Genomic DNA, 23,970 nt, shown 5'->3' with positions numbered 1-23,970 from the left:
CCCTCACGCCGGTCGGGTCCACGCGACGGTGTGGCGGAACGCGAGACGGTGGCGCACCCGAGCCCCGGGCATCACGTCCTCGACGTGTCGCCGCAGGTCGTCGAGCGCCAGGGTGGGCTCGACCACCGGGTACGGCGTCGGACGGGGCCCGCTGCGATCCGCCCGGGGGTGCTTGACGAAGCCGATGACGGGGTTGGTGAGGATCGATGCGGCGTCCCACGCGTGGTCGCGGGCGGACCGTGGCGGGGCGATCCCCACGGCGAGGAACCGCCCGCCGGGCGCCAGCGAGGACGCCACGTGCGTCAGTGCTGCAGGCACGTCGAGGTGGTGCAGCACCGCGACCATCGTGACGAGGTCGAACGGTCCGGGCAGACCCGCCCATGCCTCGCCCGTCACAGTGACGTTCGGCAGGGCGGAGCACCGAGCGCGGGTGGCTGCGAGCATGCCCGGGTCGACGTCGTTGCCGACGACGGTGGTGAAGTGCGGGGCCAGGGAGGCGACCAACGCGCCCTCACCGCAGCCGATGTCGAGCGCCGCTCGCCGCCGGTCCGGGAGGTTGCGGAGGATCCAGGGATGGAAGTGGTCGTTGTGGCTCCACGGGTGTCGTGCGTTGACCCGCGCCATCCCACGCGCGAGCGTGCCGCCGGCGAACGACTGAGCACGACTGCGCAGCGCCATCAGGTCGTGGTCACCTGACGCCACTCGTCCTCGAGCATCGCGAAGACCAGCTGGGTGGCCCAGGCTCCCTTGAAGTGCACGCCGTCCACCAGCCGCGCCTCCTGTCGGAAGCCGAGCCGGCCGAGCAGTCGCGCGGACGCCTCGTTGCCGTCGATGACGACCGCGGCGATTCGGTGGAAGCCGAGGACGTCGAAGCCGAGGCGCAGCATCGCGCGGGCGGCCTCCGCGGCGTACCCCTGCCCCTGGTGGGGACGCGCGAACGCGAAGCCGATCTCGCCCTGGCCCTCCGACGCCCACTTGAGCAGCACCTCGCCGATCACGGTGCGCGTCGACCGGAGGTCGACGGCGAGCACCAGCCACTGGCCGTGGGCGAGCAGCTCGGTCTGGGTGAGCTTGACCCGCAGGGTCTCCTCGGTGGCCGCTCGGTCACGGACGGGCCACGGCACGTGGCGTACGACGTCGGGGTCGCCGTGGAACGCGACGAGGTCGTCGAGGTCGTCCATCCGGTGCGGGCGCAGCAGCAGCCGCTCGGTCCCGATCGGCAGCTCGACGGCGAGCCCGGTCACAGCGAGAAGTGCTCCGGAGCCAGGCTGCGCAGCACGCAGAACTCGTTGCCCTCCGGGTCGGCGAGCACCACCCACGACTCCTCGCCGGACTGGCCGATGTCGGCGCGGGTCGCCCCCAGCGCGAGGATCCGCTCGACCTCCTCGTCCTGCGACACGTCGACGGGGGAGACGTCGAAGTGGACCCGGTTCTTCGCGACCTTGTCCTCCGGCACCTGCGCGAGGAACAGGGTGGGCGCGACCGGGCCGGAGCGTACGGCCTCGAGCAGGTCGGCGTCGTCGCGGCCGTCGGGCCCGATCTCCACCAGTCCGGGCTCGCGGTGGATGACCACCCAGCCCAGGACGCCGGCCCAGAAGTCAGCGAGCCGGTCGGGGTCGTGGCAGTCCAGCGAGATCTCGGTCAGTCGGGAGGCCATGGGCCGATCCAAGCACGGCTCGACAGCGTCAGCGCGCGGCATGCTCCCGCGCGATCGCCGCACCGAGGCGCGCATTGGCCTCGACGAGGGCGATGTTGGCGGTCAGCGACGCACCGTCGGTGATCTCGACGATGCGGCCGAGGAGGTAGGGCGTCGCGTCCTTGCCCGAGATGCCGAGGGCGTCCATGTCGGCCAGGGCACGGTCGATGATGGTGCCGATCTCGTCGGCAGGGATCTCGGACTCGGCCGGGATCGGGTTGGCCACGACGACGCCGCCGGCGAGACCGAGGTCCCACTTGGCCCGCATCAGCGCGGCGACCTCCGCCGGGGAGTCGACCCGCATCGGTGCACCGAAGCCGGAGGACCGCGAGAAGAACGACGGGAACTCGTCGGTGCCGTAGCCCAGCACCGGGACCCCCAGCGTCTCGAGCTTCTCGAGGGTCAGGCCGATGTCGAGGATGCTCTTCACGCCGGCGCACACGACCGCGACGGAGGTGGTGGACAGCTCGGTGAGGTCGGCCGACACGTCGTACGACGTCTCCGCGCCGCGGTGGACTCCACCGAGCCCACCGGTCACGAAGACGCCGATGCCGGCGAGGGCGGCCAGCCGCATCGTGGACGCGACCGTCGTCGCGCCGTGCAGGCCGCGGGCGACGACGTAGGGCAGGTCGCGGATGGAGACCTTGACGACCGAGTCGTCGGAGGCCAGGAGCTCGAGGTCGTCGGCCGACAGGCCGATCGTCGGCCTGCCGTGCAGCACGGCGATGGTGGCGGGCACGGCACCGTGGTCACGGACGATGCCCTCGACGGTGCGGGCCATCGCCACGTTCTGGGGGTAGGGCATCCCGTGGCTGATGATCGTGCTCTCCAGCGCGACGACGGGCTGCCCGGCGGCGAGCGCGTCGCGGACCTCGTCGGTGACGGTCAGGTTCAACTCTGCTCCCTCAGGAAGTCGGCCAGGTCCGGCCGGACGGTGTGCGTGCTCCCGATCGTGGCCGCGGCTGCGTGGTGGCCGTCGCGGGCGGCGGCGACGGGGTCCGCGCCGCGGAGCCATGCCGCGACCCAGGCGGCGAGCATCGCGTCCCCGGCGCCGGTGACGTCGACGACGGTGGCTGGTTCGGCGGCGAGGTGGACGGGGTCGGCGCCGCGGGTGCACATCCACGAGCCCTGAGCACCCTGTCGCAGCCACACGTGCTCGACCCCGCGGTCGTGCAGGTCCGCGACCGACGCGCGCCACTCGGCGACGGGACGGCCGGTGAGGGCAGAGACCTCGTCGGCGTTGGGCGTGACGAGCAGCAGGTCGCGCACGAGGTCGGACAGCCGGGCCGCCTTGGCGACCGACACCGGCTCGAAGGCGACCGGCACGTCCGTGCCGGCGGCCGCCTGCCTGACCTTCGCCACCTGTGCCGGCGCGAGGTTGCCGTCGACGACCACGATCGCCGCGTCGTCGAGGTGGAGGGTGTCGAGCTCGAGGTCGTCGGTGATCGCCATGTCGGACACGGCGGAGACCAGCTCGCCGTCGCCGTCGAGGACGGCGGTGTAGGTGCCGGTGCGTCCGGGCGCGCGGCGTACGGCCCCGACGTCCGCGCCGCACGCGGCCGTCACCCGCAGCGCCTCCTCGCCGAAGGCGTCGTCACCCACCACGGACACCAGGCGCACGGGTGCGCCGAGCAGGCCGAGGTTGGCGGCGATGTTGCGGCCGACGCCGCCCGGGGAGATGCGGGTGTGGCCGGGGTTGCTCGTCGCCGGGACGAACGGCCCGGAGCTGCGCGCGACGACGTCCATGTTGGTCCCGCCGACGACCACGACCCACTGCCTCACGGGCAGATCCTGACAGAGGCCCGTCAGATCTCGTCGTCGACGTAGGTGGGTCGCGCGACGCGCAGCGCGGCGACGGTCAGGGGCACGGAGGTGAGCGCGAGGAGCGCCAGCACGAGGGTCCAGCCGCCCGTCGCGTCGTGGATGACGCCGACGAGGAAGGGCCCGATGGCGGCGAGGGCGTACCCCGCCGGTTGCATGAAGCCGGAGAGCTGGGCGGTGACCGACGGGTGCCGTGTGCGTGCGGTGATCATCGCCATCGCGAAGGGGAACGCCAGACCGGCATAGCCCAGCACGACCGCCCACAGCCACGGCACGGTCGCGGGCGCGAGCAGCAGACCGGTGTAGCCCAGTGCGACGAAGACGCCGAAGGACGTCGCGAGCACCCGCAGTCCCCGGCCCCGGTCGATGATCGTGGGCAGGACCAGCGCACCGGCGATGCCGATGCTGGACAGGAGCGCCTGCAGCGCCCCGGCGTGCGTGGCGGAGATGCCCGCGTCGCGGTAGACCTGCGGCAACCAGCCGAACTGGACGTAGGCGTGCATCGACTGCACGCCGAAGAGGACGGCGAGCGCGACGGCCGTGGGCGACCGGGTGATGGGCCCGCTCGGCGGAGCGTCGCCGGAGACGCTGAGCTCGGCCGCCGAGCGCCGCTCGTGCAGGGTCAGCCACGCCCACAGCGGGAGCGCGACGGCCGCCAGCACGCCCCACATCCCGAGGCCGGCCCGCCACGACCCCGCCGCCTCCGACACCGGCGCCGTCACGAGTGGGCCGATGGTGCCGCCGACGACGAGCCCGGTGCCGTAGACGGTCATCAGCGCGACCGCGTGGCCGCGCGCCTTGATCCACGCCGGGACCAGGACGTTGCCCACCGCCATGCCGGCCAGGCCGACGACGGTGAGGACCAGGAAGAGCGGGACGTCGGCGGTGGTGGCGCGCAGCAGGAGGCCGAGTGCTGCGAGGGCGAGGCCGATCGCGATGCCGGCGGTCGTCCCGACGCGGCGCGCGAACCGGACGGCCAGGGCCCCGACGAGCCCGAACACCAGCCCGGGGAAGCCCGTCATCGCACCGGCGACACCGGCGCTCATGCCCAGCCCCTCGCGTACCTCCTCCAGGACGGGGCCGACCGACGAGGCGCCCGGGCGCAGGTTGATCGAGACGAGGACGACGGCCGCGACCAGGACGGCGAAGGGAAGTGCGGAGGAGCGGGGTCGGGCATCAGCGTCGGGCACGTGCACCGACTCTAGGGAGCACGAGCAGGGCGCCGAGGACGAGGGTGGCGACGACGACGAACGCGGTGGCCGTGCCCTGACCGCTCGCCTGCCGCAGCACCATGCCGCCGACGAGTGCGCCGACCCACACCGCGACCCCGGACGAGATCGCGGTCGGAGGACGACGGGCGACGGCGAGCGCGGCCCACGCGAGCAGCGTGCCCACCAGGAACGGCCAGGCGGTCGTCCACCAGCCGCCCACGGTGAGGGTGCCGTAGTGGCTCAGCCGGCCGATCACGGCGAAGACGCCGACGAGCAGGAGGTCCACCGCGAGCCACATGACGGCGAGCCTAGGCTGCAGGCATGGTGAGCCGTGAGATCCGGGCGAGCGTCCACTGGGGCGTGGCGCACGCGCTGCCGACGGTGTTCCTGCGCCGCGCCGCCGCGCAGGGGGACCTGCAGGCGCGGTTGATCCGGGTCGGCTCGCGCGGCACCGACGAGGTCTTCGACCTGGTCGAGGAGATCCGGGCGCGGGGGCCCCTCTACCGCTCGCGGATCGGCTACGTCGCGACCAGCCACGCAGCCGTACGCCACCTCCTGACCAGCGACGACTTCCGTACGGGCCTGCCCACCGACCAGGGGCCGATCGGACGCGTCGCCCGGTGGGCGGCGCCGACGACGCTGCACCCGGTCGAGCCGCCGTCGCTCCTGGTGACCGAGCCGCCCGACCACACCCGTTACCGCCGGCTCGTCACGCGCGTGTTCACGATGCGCGCCGTCGAGCGGCTCCGGGCGCGCACCGGGGAGATCGCCGCCGACCTCCTCGACCGGCTCGAGACCCGCGCGTCCGGACCCGTGGACCTCGTCGAGGCCTACTGCGCGCAGCTGCCGGTGACGGTCATCGCGGAGATCCTCGGCGTGCCCGAGGCCGAGCGCGCCCGGGTCCTCGAGTTCGGGTCCGGCGCCGCCCCGAGCCTCGACCTCGGGCTGGGCTACCGCCGCTACCGGTCGGTGACGCGCGCGCTCGCGCAGTTCGACGACTGGCTCGGCGGCCACCTCGACCGACTGCGCCACGACCCGGGCGACCACCTCCTCGGCCAGCTCGTCGCGGTCCGCGACGAGGGGGAGGGGCTGTCGGAGACAGAGCTGAAGGCGACCGCCGGGCTGGTCCTCGCCGCCGGCTTCGAGACGACCGTGAACCTCCTCGGCAACGGCATCGCGCTCCTCCGCGACCACCCCGACGAGCGCGCCCGGGTCGTCGCCGACCCCGCGCTGTGGCCCAACGTCGTGGAGGAGACGCTGCGCCTCGACCCGCCCGTGCTGCTGACCGGGCGGATGGCCGTGCGCGACACCGAGCTCGCCGGACAGCCGGTCCGGGCCGGCTCGATGGTCACCGCGATCCTCGGCGGCGCCAACCGCGACCCCGAGGTCTTCGACGACCCGGTGAGCTTCGACGTCGGGCGGGCCAACGCGCGCGACCACATCGCCTTCTCCGCCGGCCGCCACCACTGCCTCGGCGCCCAGCTCGCGCGGATGGAGGGCGAGGTGGGGCTGAGGGCGGTCTGGGACCGCTTCCCCGACCTCCGGCTCGAGACCGGCGCCCGCCGGCGCGAGACCCGCATCCTGCGCGGCTTCGAGCGGCTCCCGGCCACCCTGCGTCCCTGACCCCGCGCGCCGGCGCGGTGTACCGTCCCCCGGTGCCGACCCGGGGAGCAGCGCGCCTGCTCGTGCTGCTGCTGACCGCCGGACTGCTCCACCTCGCCGCGCCGGCGGGGGCGGAGCCGCCGGTCCCGCGCCCCGTCCTGGACGTCGACTTCCCCGACCCCGCGGTCGTCGCGACACCCGGCGGCGGCTTCGTCGCGTACGCCACCGGCGACCGTGTCCCGCACGCCTGGTCGCGCGACGCCGACGGCCCGTGGCGCCGGGGCGGCAGCCTGCTCACCCACCGGCCGACGTGGTCGCGCGAGGGCGGGGTGTGGGCCGTCGACGTGGCCCGGGTCCGCGGACGCTGGCTGCTCTACTACGCGACCCCGGTGAAGGGGATGGGCGAGCACGGACGCTGCATCGGCGTCGCCCGCTCCGCCTCGGCGCGCGGCCCGTTCCGCCCGGTCGGCAGCGCGCCGCTGGTGTGCCCGTCCTACGCCGACACCCCCACCGCGCAGGACCCGCTGCTCCCGCGCGACCCGACGCTGCCGCGCGCGGGCGTCATCGACCCGTCCTTCTTCCGCGACGCCGACGGGACGCCCTACCTCCTCTACAAGACCGACCGTCGACCCTCGACGGTCCGCATCGTCACGCTCACCCCCGACGGCCAGGCGGTGGCCACCGGGACCACCAGCGTCGAGCTGTTCCGCTCCGACGGCGTCGTGGAGAACCCGGTCCTCACCCAGCGCCCCGAGGGCTACGTGATGCTCGCCTCCGAGGGGGACTGGACGCGATGCGGCTACCGCACCCGCTGGCTGCGCTCCCTCACGCTGCTGGACTGGTCCGCGGCGGAGGGCGGGATGCTGCTCGACCAGGACCTCACCGGCCTGTGCGGCCCGGGCGGGGCAGACCTGGTGGAGGGGCGCGACGGCGAGGTGCTGGCGTTCCTGCACGGCTGGACCTGCCGCGACACCCTGCTCCCGTGCCGCGGCACGGGCAAGTGGGACCACAAGCCGCGCCAGCGCGGCAAGCGGGCGATGTACGCCGCCCGCCTGGGCTGGGAGGGCGGTGTGCCGCAGGTCACCGGCTGGCTCGGACCGCGCCGGCCGAGCCGGTCCTAGGCTCGCTCCATGTCCTCCGCGACCCCCTCCGCCGCCCCCTCCGAGTGGGACACCCACACCGCGCTGACCGACGCCGGTGACGGCCGGTTCGCCGCCGACCTCGACCCCGGCTGGGTGGTGGGCGGTGGCGTCAACGGGGGCTACCTGCTCGGCGTCGTCGGCACGGCCATCGCCCGGTCCGTGCCCGCCAAGCCGCACCCGCTGTCGGTGAGCGCCTACTACCTCTCCGCCTCCCGCCCCGGGCCCGCGCAGGTCTCCACCCGCGTGCTGCGCGAGGGCGGCTCCGTCGCGACCGTCGCCGCGGAACTGGCTCAGGAGGGGACCACCCGGATCAGCGTGCTGGCGACCTACGGCGACCTGGCCGCGATGCCGTCGGACGTGGGCACGACCGCGGTGGAGCCGATGCTCCCACCGCTCGAGGAGTGCGTCCCCGGCTCCCTCGCGCCGGAGGAGACCCGTCGGGTCGCGCCGGTGATGGAGCGCTTCGACATGCGCTTCGATCCCGCGTGCGTCGGGTGGGCGATGGGCGCGCCGAGCGGCAACGGCCACATCCAGGCCTGGTTCCGGATGGTCGACGGGCACGAGGTCGACCCGGTCGGGCTGCTGATGGTGTGCGACGCGCTGCCGCCGGTGACCTTCGACCTCGGCCGGCCCGGCTGGGCGCCGACCCTCGAGCTGACCGTGCACGTGCGCGCCGTCCCCGCGCCCGGCTGGCTGAAGGTCTCGCACCGCACCCGCAACGTCGCGGGCGGGATGTTCGAGGAGGACTGCGAGGTCTGGGACTCGGCCGGTCGGCTGGTGGCGCAGAGCCGTCAGCTGGCGATGCAGCCGCGCGCCTGACCCCGTCCGATCAGCCGCACCCGCCTCAGTCGAACCAGCCGCGGTCCATCGCGACGATCCAGCGTCGCCGTGGGTGCTCGGTGACCGACCAGAGACGGTCGGTCGAGGGCCAGTAGGACAGGTCCTCCGGGCCCATCGGCAGGGCCAGCCGGTGGACCCGCATCGAGCCCGGCTGGCCGGCGCACACCGTGCCCGGCATCCACGGGCCGTGGGACACCGTCACGTGGTAGCGACCCGCGGCGATCACCGCGCCCTGCATCTGGCGTACGCCTCCCTCGTCGATCGCCAGGGGCCGGGAGAACCCGTCGTCACCCGTGGCGAGCTGCCACGTCGACGGGTCCAGCCGGTAGCGCGCCAGCCGGGTCGTGGCGTCGGGGTCGAGGGCGTACTCACCCGCCACGAGCGCCGGCGGGTCCGAGCGCCGGTCGAGCGACATGAAGGAGTAGCGCAGCTTCTCGTGGCCCTCGTCGGCGTACGCCTGGTAGGTGAAGCGCACCGGCAGGACGTAGCGGTGGCCGAAGGAGAAGAGCGAGGAGCCCTCGATGCCGAAGCGGTCCGGGTGGTCGTCGTCGCCGGCCACGCGCATGATGTCGTCGACCCGCGCGGTCACGAAGCCGCGGCTGGTGGCCGCGACGTGGAGGTGGTCCCCTGCCCACACGATCCCGCCGGCGTGGATGCTCATCGGTCGCAGCGTGAGTCGGCCGGCCTTGTCGAAGACGGGGGAGACGAGCAGGACGTGGCGGTACTTCCCGGAGTCGAGGTCCACGAAGGTCACCCGCGACCCGCGCTTCACCCCGTCGCGCCCGGTCGAGTACCACGTCGTCACGACGACCCGCCGGCTCTCGCCGGTCGCGGTCACGAAGGCCTCGGTGTCGGAGGAGTCCGCAGAGGTGGAGATGCCCTGCGGGTACCACTGCAGGTCGCGCTCGTCGTGGTCGTCCCAGCGGTACGCCTCGCGCACCGCCCGCCCGAGCAGCCGCGGCACCCGCGAGCGGCGTACGTCGTACTTCAAGTCGTCGAGCAGCCCCCCGAGGCCGGTCGGCTCACCGAGCAGACCCGTGAGGGCCTCGATCTCCCGCACGTTCTCGTCCGTGCGCTGCAGGTGCACCCCCTGCACGAACGGCGGCTCCGAGGCGGTCGTCATGCTCCCGACACTAGCCACCCGCCCCCTCCCGAGCAGTCCGCTGCAAACGGCCGGTCGATGACGCCACTGGACCGGCTGTTCGCAGCGGACTATCGCTGAGTCGGTGGATCACAGACCGCGTCCAGCCGCCCACGGCGCCCACCACGGCGGGGTGTCGAGCGTCCACGCACGTCCCTCGGCCGGCGCGAAACGCGATCGGCGACGCGCTGCCAGCATGCGAGCCACGGTCAGGTCACGATCAGCGAGGTCCCCGCCGACCACCTCGAAGCACTCGAGTCCGTGGTCTCGCAGGGACTGCTCGCGCGCAACGTCCTGCCGGTGACGCTGACCGTCCTTGTGGTCCGCGCCCTGGTACTCGCCGACGCAACCCGCGACGGGGTCGAGCAGGTCCACGATGGCTATCAGCCGGCCCTGCCGGTCGAACACGGGGACGTTGCACCGCGGCCGCGGCAGTCCCGCGTCCCACATCCACACCAGGGCCATCCGTACCTCTTGGGGCGAGCGGCAGCCGAGCCCAGCGGCGGCGGAGGCGTGACGGGCCAGCCCCACCCGGGGCCACGCATTGCGTTGTGCGACGTAGGCGCGGAAGCCGTTGACCGTCACGAGGCCGGCGGCGACCGCCATCTCGATGTCCACCACGGCCTGGCGGAGCTCACCGTGCCTCCTCAGCTCGTCGAACAAGGCCCGCGGAGGACACGTGACCCAGATTCCGTGGACGAGGTCTCGCTCGTCCGGCGCGAGCTGGGCCTTCGAGATTGCGACCCGCGGGTCCGGTCTCAGGTCGTGACCGCCGGTGACGATCGGCACCGGGAGCGGTCCACCATCGAGGCGCGCACGGCCCTCGAAGAAGCGCGCACCCTGCCAGCGCAAGGCTGCCCACGCAGTCACCGCGCCGTAGGACCTCACGCGCGACCCCTGCTCGAGGATGCGTTGCTCGACGTGCTCTGGTGCGTCGGCCGGGACGTACCGTCCGCTCGAAGTCTGCCGCCACCTGCTGCCCGCAGCCTGGTGACGCGTCGGTCCGCGCTCGCCCGTCGCGTCCAGCGCGACGGGGGCGATGAGGTCGTCCGGTCGCCCGCACCTGGGGTCCCAGTGGTGGAGGTCCATGGCAGCAGTCCAAGGTCTGGAGGATGCGCCGGGCGACACACGAGGCGGCAGGCTGTGGAGGGCCGGATCACGTGCGCCGCTGTGGACGAGTTGTGGCACGGTCCGCTGCGGATGGCCGGCGTCACCGCGCTCCGTTGCGGTCGTTCGCAGCGGACTACCGGGACAATGGTCCCCGTGAGGGCCATCTTCTTCGACGAGGACGACGCGCTGGCGGTCGTCGCGCGGCTGCGGGCGGACGGGTTCGAGGCGAGCGCCGAGCGCGAGCGGCTCGCGGGGGAGGACGACGACGAGGACCACCCGTGGGCGGTGGTCAGCGACGCGCCGGCCTTCATGCTCGAGGTGCTGGTCGACACGCACGACGGCTGGCTCGACCAGGACGAGGACCGGGTCGAGGGCCGCGTCGAGGGCCGGGTCGAGGGCCGGGGGCAGGAACAGAGCGGCCCCCTCCCGCCGTTGGACCTGCCGACGGCGCCGAAGCGGATCAAGCGCCCCGACCTAGGCTGAGGAACATGTCGAAGACCCCCGAGCACCGGATGCTGCTCGTCCACGCCCACCCCGACGACGAGTGCATCGGCACCGGCGCGACCATGGCGCGCTACGTCGACGAGGGCGTCGGCGTCACGCTCGTCACCTGCACCGCCGGCGAGATGGGCGAGGTGCTGGTGCCCGAGCTCGAGCACCTCGCGTTCGAGAGGGACGGCGGTCTCGGCGACCACCGCCGCGGCGAGCTGGACGAGGCGATGGCGGTCCTCGGCGTGACCGACCACCGCTTCCTCGGCGGCTACGGCCGCTTCCACGACTCCGGCATGGCCTGGCACGAGGACGGCCACGCGATCCCGGCGGAGTCGCTGCCCGACAACGCGTTCTGGACCGCCGACCTCAACGAGGCCGCGGACGAGCTGGTGACGGTGATCCGCGAGGTGCGCCCGCAGGTGCTCGTGACCTACGACCAGTTCGGCAACTACGGCCACCCCGACCACATCCAGGCCCACCGCGTCGCGATGTACGCCGCGCAGCTGGCCGCCGCGCCGTCGTACAAGCTCGAGCTCGGCGAGCCCCACGACATCGCGAAGATCTACTGGACCGCGATGAGCGAGTCGCGGATGCGCGAGAGCCTGCGCCAGCTGCGCGCGTCCGGCGACACCGAGACCTTCAAGGGCATGGAGCCCGACGGCAAGCTGCCGCCGTTCGTCACGCCCGACGAGCTGATCAGCGCCCGGGTCGACGGGTCCTCGACGGTGCAGCGCAAGATGGACGCGCTGCGCAAGCACGCGACCCAGGTCGAGCAGGACGGCCACTTCTTCTCCGGTGCGGAGAGCGGCCACGCCGCGTGGACCGACGAGTTCTACCGCCTCGTCAAGGGCACGCCCGGCAAGGTCGGGGACGACGGGTTCGAGGAGGACCTCTTCGCCGGACTGTGAGGGCCGTGGTCGCGGCGGTCGCGGCGCTGGTCGTCGGCGTCGGGTCCGGCGCCGCCGGCACGGTGCTCCACGACTACTGGTGGGGGCTCGCGCTGGCGCTCGGGACGGCGCTCGTCGTGCTGGCGTGGCTGCCCGCCGGGGGCGTACGCCTGGCGTTCGCGCTGGGCTGGTGCGTGCCCGTCCTGCGCGGTGCCCTCGAGCGCCCGGGCGGCGGCTTCCTGGTCGGGTCGGACGCCGCGGGGTGGTCGTTCCTGGCCGGCTCGGCCGTGCTGCTCATCGCCGCCGTGGTGAGTCTCGGGGCGCGCCGAGGATCCGGGAGTTCGAGGGTGGCCCTTTTACACTCGCCGCGTGCCGAAGAACCAGGGAAGTGACGCCCAGCCTCGTGAGAAGGCGGGCGCCAAGGTCGTGCTGTGGCTCGTCCTGGGCCTCGGCGTGCTCTTCGGCGGCGCCTACGCCGCGGCCCACTACGTCGCCGGCGACAAGGTGCCGCGCAACACGACCGTCTCCGGCGTCCGCATCGGCGGGCACCCGCAGGGCGAGGCCGCCGAGCGGCTCCGGGCGGGGCTGGCCGACCGCGTCGCCCGCGACATCGAGACGACCGTCGACGGCACCCCGGTGGCGATCGACCCCGCCGAGCTGGGCCTGGGCGTCGACTACGAGGCCTCGGTCGCCGAGGCCGGCGGGGAGCGGAGCTGGGACCCGGTCCGGCTGTGGAACTACTTCACCGGGGGCGACGACTTCGTCGCCGAGGTGGAGGTCGACACCGCGACCTTCAACACCTACCTCCAGGGCCTGGACGAGCAGCACGGCCAGCCGGCGAAGGACGGTGCGATCACCTTCGAGGGCGACCAGATCCGGACCGTCGACGCCCGCACCGGCAAGGCGCTCGACCCGGCCGACACGCTGACGGCGCTCGAGGCGGCCTTCCTCGAGGAGACGCCCGACGTCGTCGCCCTCGAGATGGCCGACGTCCAGCCCGACATCGACGCCTCCGACGTGCAGGAGGCCCTCGACTCCTTCGCGTCACCGGCGGTCGCGGCCCCGGTGACCCTCGGCTTCGAGGGCTCGAACATCAAGGTGGCGCCGGCCGACTACACCGCGGCCCTGAGCCTCGTGCCGACCAACGGCGAGCTGGTGCCGACCCTCGACCCGGCCAAGCTCACCGAGGTCGTGGGCGCCCGGATCACCACCGGCGCCCCCGTCGACGCCAGCGTCGCGCTGGTCGACGGCCGCCCGAAGGTCGTCCCGGCCAAGCCCGGCGTGACCTTCGACGAGCAGCAGCTCCAGTCCGGCTTCCTCGAGGTGGTCGCCAAGCCGCAGGGCGAACGTACGCTCGCGCTCGACGCCCAGGTCGCCCAGCCGGAGTTCACGACCAAGCAGGCCCGCGCGCTGAAGGTCAAGGAGCGCGTCTCGACCTTCACGACCTACTTCCCCTACGCGGAGTACCGCAACGTCAACATCGGGCGGGCCGCGGAGATCATCGACGGCACGCTGCTCAAGCCCGGCGAGACCTTCTCGCTCAACGACACCGTCGGCGAGCGCACCGAGGCCAACGGCTTCACCAAGGGCTACGTCATCAGCGACGGGATCCTCGTCCAGGACCTCGGCGGCGGTGTCTCGCAGATGGCGACGACGCTGTTCAACGCGATGTTCTTCGCCGGCCTCGAGGACGTCGAGCACAAGCCCCACTCGTTCTACATCGACCGCTACCCGGTCGGGCGCGAGGCCACCGTCGCGTGGGGTGCCGTCGACCTCCGCTTCACCAACGACACCCCCTACGGCGTGCTCATCGACACCGTCTTCACCGACTCGACGCCGTCGTCGTCGGGTGCGGTGACGGTGAACATGTACTCCACGAAGTACTGGGACATCACCACCACCACCGGCGCCCGCTACAACCTGACCGAGCCGAAGGTGCGCCGCATCGACAGCCTCACCTGCCACGCCAACCAAGGCTACGGCGGCTTCGACATCGACGTGGTCCGCTACTTCAAGCCGGTCGGCGAGAACACCGAGACCCGTGAGGACGAGGTGTTCAGCACGACCTACACCCCCAGCGACACGGTCATCTGCACCAACCCCGACGCCGTCGACGAGTAGCCCCTACGGCGCGAGCCGGTGCAGGTCGCGGGGGAACAGCGTGACCTCGCGGACGTTGGCCGCCTCCACCAGCCGGCCGACCCAGCGCTCGAGCCCGATGGCGAAGCCCCCGTGGGGAGGCATCCCGTGCCGGAACGCCTGGAGGTACGCCGCGTACGCCGCCGGGTCCTCGCCGCGCGCCCGGATCGCCGCCTCGTAGTCCGACGCCCGGTGCAGGCGCTGGCCGCCGGTGACCAGCTCCATCCCGCGGAACAGCAGGTCGAAGCTGTTGGACCACCGTCCGTCCCCGGGCCACGGGTGCGTATAGAACGGCCGCTTCGCCATCGGGTAGCCCTCGACCGCGACGAAGTCGCTGCCGTGCTCGGCCAGCGCCCACGCCCCCAGGGCGCGTTCGTGCTCGGGGGCGAGGTCGGGCTCGTCGGCCGGCGCACCCACGAGCGCGAGCGCGTCCGCGAAGTGGATCACCGGGATCTCCTCGGGCACGACCGGCAGCCGGGCGCCCGTACGCCCGACGGCGTCGCCGGCCGCGGCCACGGCACCGACCATCCCGGCGAGGACCTCGCGCAGCACGGACAGCACGTCGCGGTGGTCCTCGACGAAGCCGAGCTCCACGTCGAGCGAGCGGTACTCGGCGAGGTGGCGCACGGTGTCGTGCGGCTCGGCACGGAAGACCGGTCCCACCTCGTACACCCGCTCGAAGACCCCGACCAGCTGCTGCTTGTGGAACTGGGGGCTCTGCGCGAGGTAGGCGGGGCGGCCGAAGTAGTCGATCGCGAAGACGTTCGCCCCCGACTCGGTCGCCGACCCGACGAGCTTCGGGGTGGCGACCTCGGTGAACCCGAGGGCGTCGAGGGTCGCGCGGAAGCCGCGGAGCGAGGCGGCCGCGAGCTCCCAGCGGGCGCGCTGCGCCGGGTGGCGCCACAGCACCGGGGCATGGTCGAGGAGCACCGGCAGCGAGACGTCGAGCCGGGGCCGCCACAGCTCGGCGGGCGGGGTCGCGGCCGGCTCGGTCAACCCCTCCACGACCGCGTCGGTGAGCTCCACGCCCCCGGGCGCCTGCGCGCTGGGTGTCGCGGTGCCGGTGACCCGTACGACCGTCTCCTCGGGCGGCACGCGGGTGCCGGCGGGCAGCACGACCTGCGCCAGACCGGTGCGGTCGCGCACGACGAGGAAGGTCACGCGGGCCAGCTCGCGCCGCCGGTGGACCCACCCCTCGAGCGTCACGGGTGAGCCGGGCTCGGCGGTGGCGAGCGATGTGCAGAGAGTTCTCATGACGACCTCCAGTGGGTGTGGGCCCTGGAGGTGTGGGCGGGGGCGAGGTCGCGGTGCCACCACACCTTCGCCGGGCTGGCTCCTGGGAGTGCCCGGCCTCTCGTCGGTACGCCGCACGCGCGGACGGGCGGCTCGCTGCCGGGTTGCAGGGGGTGCGTCACGCCCCACGCTCGTCGGGAGCATCGTGCGCGACGGCGCGGCCGGTGGACAACCGGTTTTCGGGTCGGGGCGCCTCAGCGACCGACGAGGTAGCGGTTGGTGTGGTGGGTGACGAACCCGTGCCGCTCGTAGAGCGCGATCGCCCCGGCGTTGGGGGTCTCGACGTGCAGCAGCGCGGTGGTCGCGCCGAGGGCGGCACCCCAGTCGAGGACCTCGGCGAGGACGGCGGTGGCGAGCCCGCGCCGGCGCTCGGTCGGGTCGACGGCCAGCGACTCGACGAGCAGCCAGTCGCCCGACAGCACCCCGCGCCCGGTCGCGGCGCCCCCGCCGACCGTGACGACCGCAGACCCCGGCGACTCGTCGAGCTCGGCGACCACCTCGGGGGCGACGGAGCGCACGGACCGCAGGGCCCGCGCGACCGACGCCAGCTGGGCGTGGGCGTCGCCGTCACCCATCGGCGTGAAGCCGAGCGGGGCCAGGACCCGCTCGACGTCCGAGCCCAGCTGGACCTGGACGAGCGGCTGCTGGTCGATGGCGTCGTAGAAGCGCCGTACGCCGTGTGCCGCGTCGGCCCACCCGATCGCGGGCGCCTCCATCGCGAGCGCCGAGTTGCCGCGCCGGCGCAGCCGGCCGCCGTGCGGGGGAGAGGCGCGCAGGAGCCACCGGCCGAGCGGCTCGGTCGTCACCGACGACCAGAGGGCCGCGACGTGCTCCTCGACCTCCTGCGCCGGGACGCGTGAGCGCACCGACGCGCGCGGCGGCACCGGCTTGCCCGTGACCACGTCGGCCAGCCGTACGGTCACCGGCCCCTCGCCCGGCGTACCGTCCCGGGCACGGTCCGGGTCGATCGTCAGCGAGTCCTCGCCCCACGCGGTGCAGGTGCCGAGGACGTCGGTCGCGCGACCGTCTGGGAGCAGGTGCCGGACCACGATCCGCTGGCCCACGACGTGCGGGCCGAGCGCGTGGCGCCCGGTCGACGTCTCGCGTGCATGGGGTTCTGGCGTGGCGGGCACCTGCCGGATACTAGAGTGATCCGCGTCGTACCCCCATCCGTGCTCAGGAGGACCTGGTGACCTACGTCATCGCCCAGCCGTGCGTCGACCTCAAGGACCGCGCGTGCGTCGATGAGTGCCCCGTCGACTGCATCTACGAGGGCAAGCGGATGCTCTACATCCACCCCGACGAGTGCGTCGACTGCGGTGCGTGCGAGCCGGTCTGCCCGGTCGAGGCGATCTTCTACGAGGACGACACCCCGGAGGAGTGGAAGGGCTACTACGACGCCAACGTCCACTTCTTCGACGACCTGGGCTCGCCCGGCGGCGCCGCCAAGATGGGCGTCATCGACGCCGACCACGAGCTGGTCGCCGCGCTGCCCCCGCAGGAGCACGACGAGTGACGTCGGGGCCGGTCTCGCACCGGCTCCCCGACTTCCCGTGGGACAAGCTCACGGCGTACGCCGCCACGGCGCGCTCGCACGCTGACGGCATCGTCGACCTGTCGGTCGGCACGCCCGTCGACCCGACGCCCGCGGTCGTCCAGGACGCGCTGCGGGCGGCGGCGGACTCGCCGGGGTATCCCACCACGATCGGCCTCGAGGCCACCCGCCAGGCGGCGATCGACTGGCTCGCGCGCCGCCACGGCGTGACCGGCCTCGGGCTCGACGGCGTCCTGCCCGTCACCGGCTCCAAGGAGCTCATCGGGTCGATGGCGCTGCACCTCGGGATCGGCCCGGGCGACCTGATCGGCTACCCCGCCCTGGCGTACCCGACCTACGAGGTGGGTGCCGCCCTCGCCGGCGCCGAGAGCATCGCCACCGACTCGCTCACCGCCTTCGGCCCGCGCACCCCGCGGCTGCTGTGGCTCAACAGCCCGGCCAACCCGAGCGGTCGCGTGCTGCCGCTCGAGCACCTCCGCAAGGTCGTCGACTGGTGCCGCGATCGCGGCACGATCCTCGTCTCCGACGAGTGCTACATCGAGTGCGCGTGGTCCGACGACCCCGCGGAGCGGCCGCTGTCCATCCTCGACCCGCAGGTCAACGGCGGGTCGCTCGACGGGGTCCTCGCGGTCCACTCGCTGTCCAAGCGCTCGAACCTCGCGGGCTACCGCTGCGCGTTCCTGGCCGGCGACCCCGCCCTCGTCGGCGAGCTGCTCGCCGTGCGCAAGAACCTCGGCCTGCAGATGCCCGGCCCCCAGCAGCGGGCGATGATCGCCGCGCTCGCCGACGACGACCACGTCGCCGAGCAGCACGCGAGGTACGCCGCGCGCCGCGCGCTCCTGCGAGACGCGCTCGAGTCCCGCGGCTTCCGGATCGACCACTCCGAGGCGTCGCTCTACCTCTGGGCGACCCGGGGTGAGGACTGCTGGTCGACGGTCGCCGACCTCGCCGCGGAGGGCATCCTCGTGGCGCCCGGCGAGTTCTACGGCGCGGCCGGCCGCGAGCACGTACGCGTGGCGTTCACCGCGACGGACGAGCGGGTCGCCGCCGCCGTCGCGCGGCTCTCCGCCTGATCACTCGTCGGGGCTGAAGACCTCGTCGACGCTGACCTCGAAGAGGGCGGCGATCCGGAACGCCAAGGAGAGCCGCGGGTCGAAGTGGCCCTTCTCGATGGAGATGACGGTCTGCCGGGTCACCGACAGCGCGCCGGCGCACTCGGCCTGCGACATCCCTGCGGACTCGCGCAGTTGTTTGAGGCGGTTCTGCACCTCACGCCTCCCGCCGCCGGAGCAGCATCATCCGCAGCGCCGCGTCGAGCATGGCGAACCACAGGACCGTGTCGATCCGGGGGAGCGGGAGGTCGAGCACGGTGCAGAGGAACGTCAGGCTCCCGGCGAAGACGAGGATGTCGAGGAACGTGCCGGAGTGGGCACGTCGCATCCAGTCGAGCTCGATCGAGTCCTCGCCCCCGTCGTCGTCGCTCGACCACCACGCCAGCATGATGGCAGCGACGGGCAGGGCCGTCGCCAGTCCGAAGACGAGCACCGTCACCCACTCCCACCCGCCGGTCCGGGACCAGCTGGCGATGCCGCCCGTCACCGCTCCCACGGCCGCACCGGCCCCTAGCGCCGCGAGCCACCTCGTCGTCCTGCTCACCGGGTCCCCCTGTCTGAGTTGTTTGACATGTCAAATAAATCAGACATTGGGGCATGCGTCAAGGAAACCAGACATCGACCGGGCCCGGCCAACCGCTCGAGCGGTGAAAGCGACAAGGCACGAGCGGACCCGGAGATCCTCAGTCGAACACGTCGACGTGCACGTGGTCGCGGTGCTCCAGGATCGCCCGGTCGCCCCCGGAGGACGACGGCACCCGGTAGTCGCGCCAGCCGTCGTCGGAGCGGCGTGCCTGCCAGATCCGACCGTCGAAGATGACGGTCGAGATGTCGAGCCGGTCGGCGTTGGCGACCAGGTAGGAGGCCATCGCCCAACCGCGCTTGCGGTTCTCGGCGTTGATCGGCCGGAAGAACACGTCGATGGCGCGACCCTCGTAGTGCGCCGAGCCCTCCATGTGGCCGCTCGACACGCCACCCGGCTCGAACCCGCCGAGCGAGAGCGTCCCGAAGCGGGACTCGAGGTCCTCGCGGACCACGGTCGCGCGCGGCACCAGCCCGGTCTGGTCGATCTCGTCACCCACCTCGTCGGCGTCACCCGGGACTTCGCACCAGAACGCGCGGGGTGAGTTGCCGGTCAGCGCCGAGGCCAGCGCCCGCCCGTCCTCCTCGTGGTCGGCGTACGCGTCGGGGTAGGCCGAGCGCTGCACCTCCTGGGCGGCGACCGTGATCTCCATGTCCTCGTAGCCGTCGACCTTCTGCAGCGCGTCGTAGAACGCGTTCGTGGCGTACACCGGGTCCATCAGCTCGGCGACGCTGCCCCAGCCCTGCGACGGCCGCTGCTGGAACAGGCCGACGGAGTCACGGTCGCCGTAGTCGATGTTGTAGAGCTTCGACTCCTGGTACGCCGTGGCGAGCGCGATGCTCGCCGCGCGGGCGGGCATGCCGCGCTGGGCCGAGATCGCGGTGATGAGGGCGGCGTTCTCGGCCTGCTCCAGGTCGACGTCGACGGTGTGCCCGTCGACCTCGGCGGTGCAGCCGGTGCTGGCGAGAAGCGGCGGGACGGCGCCCCGGTCCACGAGCACCACGGCCGTGGCGGCAGCGCCCAGCGCGACCACCGCGCCGACGGCGACCGTCCGCAGGGACGGCATCGTCAGTTGGCGTGCAGGGCCGCGTTGAGGGCGATGCCCTCGCCCTTCCACGGCACTGCCTCGATGGCGCCGCTGACCGAGTTGCGGCGGAACAGGATGTTGTCCACGCCCGAGAGGGAGGCGGCCTTGACGACCGCGGGCTTGCCGTCCATGTCCGTGACGGTGACCTTGGTGCCGGCCGTGACGTAGCAGCCGGCCTCGACGACGCAGTCGTCGCCGAGCGAGATGCCGATGCCGGCGTTGGCGCCGAGCAGGCAGCGCTCGCCGACGGAGATGACCTCCTTGCCGCCGCCCGACAGGGTGCCCATGATCGAGGCGCCGCCGCCGACGTCGGAGCCGTCGCCGACCACGACACCGCCGGAGATGCGGCCCTCGACCATCGAGGCGCCGAGCGTGCCGGCGTTGAAGTTCACGAAGCCCTCGTGCATGACGGTGGTGCCCTCGGCGAGGTGGGCGCCGAGGCGGACGCGGTCGGCGTCGCCGATGCGTACGCCCGTCGGCAGGACGTAGTCGACCATCCGCGGGAACTTGTCGACGCCGTGGACGGTGACGCTCTGGCCCGTGGCCCGGAGCCGGGCGCGGGTGGCCTCGAACCCCTCGACCGCACAGGGGCCGGCGGAGGTCCACACGACGTTGGTCAGCAGGCCGAAGATCCCGTCGAGGTTCTGCCCGTGGGGCTTGACGAGGCGCGCGGACAGCAGGTGCAGCCGCAGCCAGACGTCCTCGGTCGACGCGGGGGCGGCGTCCAGGTCGGCGATCTCGACGAGCCGCACCTCGGCGCGGACGCCTCGCACGTCGTCCGTGCCCTCCAGCGCGGTCAGCTCCGCCGGTGCGTCTCCCTCGGTCGCGCCGAGCACGGGCGAGGGGAACCAGGCGTCGAGGACGGTGTCGCCGTCGGGGCCGGGGTGCAGGGTGAGCAGGGCGTAGCCGGAAGCAGCAGTCACGCGGCAAGACTACGGTCCGACCTAAGTAGGAATGTTCCGCGTCTGGGGCCGCACGGGTTCCGACGCGCCGGGGGACGGGGCACACTGCCTCGACCGGTCGGGAGCGGCTGGCACCACTGGGGGAGGAACACATGCGTCGGCTCGTCTCGATCGTGACCACCATCGGACTCGGCACCGCGCTGGCCGCCGTCGTCACCGCGTCCCCTGGCTCGGCCGCCGACCCCGCAGGTGACCTCGTGGGCCGCTCGTTCCCGGTCGACGGCGAGATCGCGAGCCGGAAGGCCGGTCCCGCCGAGCAGCTGCTCAGCGCGACCGCGACCTTCGGCCCGGCCAACCGCGTGGCAGGCATGCCGACCAGCACCGCGCCCCAGCACCAGTTCTCGATGCCGGCGGGCAGCCTGTCGGTGACGATCGACTACGGCTACCACTGGGAGACCGACGCGCTGACGTACCACTACGACCTGGACACCGCGCTGGGTGCGCCGAGCGGGTCGGAGGACGTACGCACGCTGCTCGGGTTCGGGACCCTGCAGGCCAGCAGCTGCACGATCGAGGAGGCGACGGTCGCGTATGCCTACACGAACATCCCGGACATCCTGCTCTACGACAAGAAGGACACCCCGGACCTGGCGAGCGCCGCGGGGTGGAACTGTGCGGTCCTGCTCGTCGACGCCGGTCAGGGCACCCAGCCCTACGACGCCTTCGTGAGCCTGCTGGACGTCCAGAAGGCCACCCCGCAGCTGACGGTGAAGGCACCCAGGCGTGACCGGCTCGTGAAGAAGGTCTGGACGCGGGTCCCGGTGACGGTCGCCAACGCCTCGCCCGAGGGCATCGACGCACGCGACGTGGCGGTGGTCGGGGCCGGCAAGGGCGTGAAGGTGCGTCCCGCCTCGTTCGGCGCCCTGGAGGGCCAGGACGACAGCGACGGGTACGTCTGGGCACGCCTCACCAAGCCGAAGGCGACGCTCAAGATCGCGGTCACGGAGAAGGGCGAGGTCGTCGGCAGGTCGAAGGTGAAGCTGCGCACCCGCCCCGCGCCGGCACCGCCCAAGGTGGGCTCCTGGACGGGAGGTGGGGCCGACTTCACCGTCCGCGGCGGCAAGGTGCGCGGCTTCCGCATCTCCACGCAGACGACCTGCGGCGGCTACCCGGGCATCCCGACCACGACCAACAACACCTACAGCTTCGAGACCACGTCGATCCCGAGGAACAACGAGGTCGTCGGGACGGAGAAGGGCAACCAGGGAGGCGACGCCGCCTACACGGCCTACCTCGACCTGGAGTTCGTCAGCCGGACCAAGGCCGTCGGGAAGTTCTCCTACTTCGGGCCGGCGAGGTGCACCGCGACCACCGGCTTCACCGCCAGGCTGAAGCGCTGAGGGGCGTACGCCCTCACTGGCCCGCGCGACCGTCGATGCACTCGCGCACCAGGTCGGCGTGCCCACAGTGGCGGGCGTACTCCTCGACCATGTGGACGATGATGTCGCGGACCTCGGTCGGCTCGCCGTGGACGTCCACGACCGTGTCGAGGTCGGTGCGGTCGAGGACGTCGCGGGCGTAGGCGATCTCCGACTGCCAGAGCGCGTGGCTGGCGCGGACGAGGTCGTCGTCGACGCTCGGGAAGTCGAAGCCCGCGTCCTCGTCCTCGCCCGCGAACAGGCGCGGAAGGTCCATCCGCGCCTCGATCACCCGGCGGAACCAGCTCTGCTCGACGCGCGCCATGTGCCGCACGAGCCCGAGCAGCGAGATGTTGGACGGCGGGACCGCCTTGGTCGCGAGCTGCTCTGCCGTGAGGCCGTCGCACTTGAGGGCGAGCGTCTGGCGGTAGTGCTCGAGGTAGCCGACCAGGCAGGCCCTCTCGCCCCGGGTCGGCTGCAGGTCCTGCATCCGCGGGTCCTGGTCGTCGGGGAGCCACATGCCGTCGTACCCGGGGTTCGCCATGGGACCAGCCAACCGGTCCTCGGCGAGCTCGCGCAACGCCATTGCGCAACGCCGTTCCGCGACGGCCGGCCGGTGCTACGTTCCGTCCATGCGGATCCGGGGGGCCCTCGCGCCAGTCGCTGCTTGCACCGCCCTCGCGGGGCTGCTGGCCACGCCCGCCGGTGCAGTCCCCGTCGAGGTCGGGCAGCACACGATCTTCGACACGCGGGTCCCGGGCATGCCCACGACCGCCGACGGCGCCCGGACCCTGCGCGCCGTCTCGGCCGAGACCGACTGGCGCACCGGCGAGGTCGAGCTCACCGCCACCCTCGGCAGCGCCGTACCCGCCTTCTCCGAGGTCTCGGTGACCTGGCACCTCGGCCGGTGGTCACCCTCCGGCAGCGAGTGCGCGCCGGAGAAGACCGTGACCGCCACGGCCATCGGTGACGGCTACGACAGGCCGGTCACGGAGACTCGGGTCTTCGCCGACCTCGCCCGCGACTACACCTGCCTCGACGTCTCCCTCACCACCCAGCGTGAGGTCACCGACCGGATGCGCGACGGCTGGACCACCGCCATCGCCTACTCCGGCGCCGAGGCCGACCTTGCGGCGGGCGCGGCGGGCTCCACCGAGCGCACCACCGTGCTCGCCGGACGGCCCACCCCGGCGATCGTGCTCGTGACGTCCCACGTCCTGCCCAGCGCGACCACCACCGTCACCGGCTCCGGCGCGGTCCGGATCGAGCCGTTCGAGGTCACCGGTCTCGCAGCGGACGAGGTCCGGCCCGTCGTCGCCCGGGTCACCGCCCCGCGCGGCCGGTCCACCCTGTCGCTGCGGGCGCGCGACGAGCGCGGCGACCCCGACTACGACGGCTCCTCACCGGTGGCGGCCGTCCGGGCGAGCGGTCGACCGGACGCGGGGCGGTTCACCGGCGACGGGGTCAGGCTCCGCGTGGACGCGAAGGGTCGCGTGCGCTCGCTCGTCGCACTGGTCGGGACGTGCTCGAGCCCCGCGGACGTACGCGCGCGGCTGCGCGACGTCGTACGCCTCCCGCGCTCCGGTGCCGCGGCCGTCGCCCGCCGCGTCGGCAAGGGGTGGACCGCGGTCCAGGTCGTCACCCTCGCCGATCACAAGGTCACCGGCGTGGTGGTCCGCACCACGCCCGGCTGCACCCGGGTCGTCCCCTTCGTGGCCCGCCGGCGCTGACGGCCAGGTCCGCCCGCCCCTCCGCCAGTCCCTCCGCCCGCCCCTGCCGGCGCCACTGCCCGCGCCCATCTGGGGTAGTCCAGTGGGAAGTGGCTGGCTGACGGTCGTCCCGGCAGCCACTTCTCACTGGACTACCCCGACGGATCCGCCGACATTGCCCTGTGGACGACCGATAGGGGTCGTCTGCAGCGGGAACGCTCACCGCGTGT

27 protein-coding genes are annotated in these 23,970 nt (G+C 73.2%); 11 read left to right on the top strand and 16 right to left on the bottom strand.

Annotated features, from left to right (window positions below):
- Positions 1–3: 3 nt before the first annotated feature.
- The 7 genes from F4692_RS02240 to F4692_RS02210 are packed head-to-tail and all read right to left on the bottom strand — an operon-like array spanning position 4 to position 5,026.
- Complete coding sequence (locus F4692_RS02240) at positions 4–678, bottom strand: class I SAM-dependent methyltransferase (RefSeq protein WP_257029438.1); 675 nt, start codon at positions 676–678, stop codon at positions 4–6.
- On the bottom strand, positions 678–1,244 hold the full coding sequence (locus F4692_RS02235; RefSeq protein WP_308645120.1) for a GNAT family N-acetyltransferase: 567 nt from the start codon (positions 1,242–1,244) through the stop codon (positions 678–680). Before F4692_RS02235 ends, F4692_RS02240 begins: the two co-directional genes overlap by 1 nt.
- Positions 1,241–1,657, bottom strand: a complete 417-nt coding sequence (locus tag F4692_RS02230; RefSeq protein ID WP_179618004.1) for a VOC family protein — start codon at positions 1,655–1,657, stop codon at positions 1,241–1,243. Before F4692_RS02230 ends, F4692_RS02235 begins: the two co-directional genes overlap by 4 nt.
- A gap of 28 nt (positions 1,658–1,685) precedes the next feature.
- Positions 1,686–2,591, bottom strand: coding sequence for a pseudouridine-5'-phosphate glycosidase (locus F4692_RS02225; RefSeq protein ID WP_179617619.1), 906 nt, complete (start codon positions 2,589–2,591; stop codon positions 1,686–1,688).
- Positions 2,588–3,478, bottom strand: coding sequence for a carbohydrate kinase family protein (locus tag F4692_RS02220; protein ID WP_308645119.1), 891 nt, complete (start codon positions 3,476–3,478; stop codon positions 2,588–2,590). The genes F4692_RS02225 and F4692_RS02220 overlap by 4 nt, the downstream gene beginning before the upstream one ends.
- 23 nt (positions 3,479–3,501) lie before the next feature.
- Positions 3,502–4,707 (bottom strand): MFS transporter, encoded by a 1,206-nt coding sequence (locus F4692_RS02215; protein WP_218858126.1) that lies wholly within the window; start codon positions 4,705–4,707, stop codon positions 3,502–3,504.
- Positions 4,694–5,026 carry a DUF3054 domain-containing protein gene (locus F4692_RS02210; RefSeq protein WP_179618002.1) on the bottom strand — a complete coding sequence of 111 codons (333 nt, stop codon included), beginning with the start codon at positions 5,024–5,026 and terminating at the stop codon, positions 4,694–4,696. The genes F4692_RS02215 and F4692_RS02210 overlap by 14 nt, the downstream gene beginning before the upstream one ends.
- Positions 5,027–5,049: 23 nt before the next feature.
- Between F4692_RS02210 and F4692_RS02205 the strand changes: the two genes are divergently transcribed.
- From F4692_RS02205 to F4692_RS02195, 3 genes are read left to right on the top strand one after another with little or no spacing between them, the layout of a single operon-like run.
- Positions 5,050–6,351 (top strand): cytochrome P450, encoded by a 1,302-nt coding sequence (locus F4692_RS02205; protein WP_179618001.1) that lies wholly within the window; start codon positions 5,050–5,052, stop codon positions 6,349–6,351.
- 32 nt (positions 6,352–6,383) lie between these two features.
- A complete protein-coding gene (locus F4692_RS02200) occupies positions 6,384–7,451 on the top strand; it encodes a glycoside hydrolase family 43 protein (protein WP_179618000.1) in 1,068 nt (355 codons plus the stop codon).
- Positions 7,452–7,460: 9 nt separating this feature from the next.
- Positions 7,461–8,291, top strand: a complete 831-nt coding sequence (locus tag F4692_RS02195; RefSeq protein WP_179617999.1) for a thioesterase family protein — start codon at positions 7,461–7,463, stop codon at positions 8,289–8,291.
- A gap of 25 nt (positions 8,292–8,316) precedes the next feature.
- Here the strand turns inward: F4692_RS02195 and F4692_RS02190 are convergent, their stop codons facing one another.
- Both F4692_RS02190 and F4692_RS02185 read right to left on the bottom strand, forming a co-directional pair.
- Entirely contained in the window at positions 8,317–9,435 is a 1,119-nt protein-coding gene (locus tag F4692_RS02190) for a hypothetical protein (protein WP_179617998.1), read from the bottom strand.
- Between the two features lie 108 nt (positions 9,436–9,543).
- A complete protein-coding gene (locus F4692_RS02185; RefSeq protein ID WP_179617997.1) occupies positions 9,544–10,242 on the bottom strand; it encodes a hypothetical protein in 699 nt (232 codons plus the stop codon).
- Positions 10,243–10,716: 474 nt separating this feature from the next.
- Here F4692_RS02185 and F4692_RS02180 point away from each other — a divergent pair, with 474 nt between their 5' ends.
- Genes F4692_RS02180 through F4692_RS02165 form a run of 4 tightly spaced genes read left to right on the top strand, consistent with a single transcriptional unit; the run spans position 10,717 to position 14,063 of the window.
- Entirely contained in the window at positions 10,717–11,046 is a 330-nt protein-coding gene (locus F4692_RS02180) for a hypothetical protein (RefSeq protein ID WP_308645118.1), read from the top strand.
- Between the two features lie 5 nt (positions 11,047–11,051).
- Entirely contained in the window at positions 11,052–11,963 is a 912-nt protein-coding gene (gene mshB / locus F4692_RS02175) for an N-acetyl-1-D-myo-inositol-2-amino-2-deoxy-alpha-D-glucopyranoside deacetylase (RefSeq protein WP_179617995.1), read from the top strand.
- Between the two features lie 5 nt (positions 11,964–11,968).
- Complete coding sequence (locus tag F4692_RS02170) at positions 11,969–12,334, top strand: hypothetical protein (RefSeq protein ID WP_179617994.1); 366 nt, start codon at positions 11,969–11,971, stop codon at positions 12,332–12,334.
- On the top strand, positions 12,312–14,063 hold the full coding sequence (locus tag F4692_RS02165) for a VanW family protein (protein ID WP_179617993.1): 1,752 nt from the start codon (positions 12,312–12,314) through the stop codon (positions 14,061–14,063). Before F4692_RS02170 ends, F4692_RS02165 begins: the two co-directional genes overlap by 23 nt.
- A gap of 3 nt (positions 14,064–14,066) precedes the next feature.
- Here F4692_RS02165 and aspS read toward each other — a convergent pair whose 3' ends face one another.
- A complete protein-coding gene (gene aspS / locus F4692_RS02160) occupies positions 14,067–15,335 on the bottom strand; it encodes an aspartate--tRNA(Asn) ligase (RefSeq protein WP_179617992.1) in 1,269 nt (422 codons plus the stop codon).
- Positions 15,336–15,568: 233 nt separating this feature from the next.
- Positions 15,569–16,507 (bottom strand): GNAT family N-acetyltransferase, encoded by a 939-nt coding sequence (locus F4692_RS21695; protein WP_179617991.1) that lies wholly within the window; start codon positions 16,505–16,507, stop codon positions 15,569–15,571.
- A 56-nt stretch (positions 16,508–16,563) separates the two neighbouring features.
- On the opposite strand from F4692_RS21695, the gene fdxA reads away from it, so the two are divergent.
- Together fdxA and dapC are read left to right on the top strand one after the other, a co-directional pair.
- Positions 16,564–16,890 carry a ferredoxin gene (gene fdxA / locus F4692_RS20830; protein ID WP_179617990.1) on the top strand — a complete coding sequence of 109 codons (327 nt, stop codon included), beginning with the start codon at positions 16,564–16,566 and terminating at the stop codon, positions 16,888–16,890.
- Positions 16,887–18,002: a succinyldiaminopimelate transaminase gene (dapC, locus tag F4692_RS02145; RefSeq protein ID WP_179617989.1), complete on the top strand. Its 1,116-nt coding sequence runs from the start codon at positions 16,887–16,889 to the stop codon at positions 18,000–18,002. The genes fdxA and dapC overlap by 4 nt, the downstream gene beginning before the upstream one ends.
- Here the strand turns inward: dapC and F4692_RS02140 are convergent, their stop codons facing one another.
- The 4 genes from F4692_RS02140 to dapD form a co-directional block, all read right to left on the bottom strand.
- Positions 18,003–18,197: a helix-turn-helix transcriptional regulator gene (locus F4692_RS02140; RefSeq protein WP_179617988.1), complete on the bottom strand. Its 195-nt coding sequence runs from the start codon at positions 18,195–18,197 to the stop codon at positions 18,003–18,005.
- A 1-nt stretch (position 18,198) separates the two neighbouring features.
- Entirely contained in the window at positions 18,199–18,585 is a 387-nt protein-coding gene (locus F4692_RS02135; protein WP_179617987.1) for a hypothetical protein, read from the bottom strand.
- Between the two features lie 139 nt (positions 18,586–18,724).
- Entirely contained in the window at positions 18,725–19,690 is a 966-nt protein-coding gene (locus F4692_RS02130) for a VldE C-terminal domain-containing protein (protein ID WP_179617986.1), read from the bottom strand.
- A gap of 2 nt (positions 19,691–19,692) precedes the next feature.
- A complete protein-coding gene (dapD, locus tag F4692_RS02125; protein ID WP_179617985.1) occupies positions 19,693–20,634 on the bottom strand; it encodes a 2,3,4,5-tetrahydropyridine-2,6-dicarboxylate N-succinyltransferase in 942 nt (313 codons plus the stop codon).
- Positions 20,635–20,765: 131 nt separating this feature from the next.
- Here dapD and F4692_RS02120 point away from each other — a divergent pair, with 131 nt between their 5' ends.
- A complete protein-coding gene (locus F4692_RS02120) occupies positions 20,766–22,013 on the top strand; it encodes a hypothetical protein (RefSeq protein WP_179617984.1) in 1,248 nt (415 codons plus the stop codon).
- A 13-nt stretch (positions 22,014–22,026) separates the two neighbouring features.
- Here F4692_RS02120 and F4692_RS02115 read toward each other — a convergent pair whose 3' ends face one another.
- Positions 22,027–22,575, bottom strand: a complete 549-nt coding sequence (locus F4692_RS02115) for a DinB family protein (RefSeq protein WP_218858125.1) — start codon at positions 22,573–22,575, stop codon at positions 22,027–22,029.
- 88 nt (positions 22,576–22,663) lie between these two features.
- Here F4692_RS02115 and F4692_RS02110 point away from each other — a divergent pair, with 88 nt between their 5' ends.
- Positions 22,664–23,761: a hypothetical protein gene (locus F4692_RS02110; RefSeq protein WP_179617983.1), complete on the top strand. Its 1,098-nt coding sequence runs from the start codon at positions 22,664–22,666 to the stop codon at positions 23,759–23,761.
- The last annotated feature ends 209 nt before the right edge of the window (positions 23,762–23,970 follow it).

It is taken from the genome of Nocardioides cavernae (assembly GCF_013410035.1).
Lineage (GTDB): Bacteria > Actinomycetota > Actinomycetes > Propionibacteriales > Nocardioidaceae > Nocardioides > Nocardioides cavernae_A.
The sequence above is the reverse complement of the archived record's forward strand: the minus strand, read 5'-3'. Positions and strand labels throughout refer to the sequence as shown.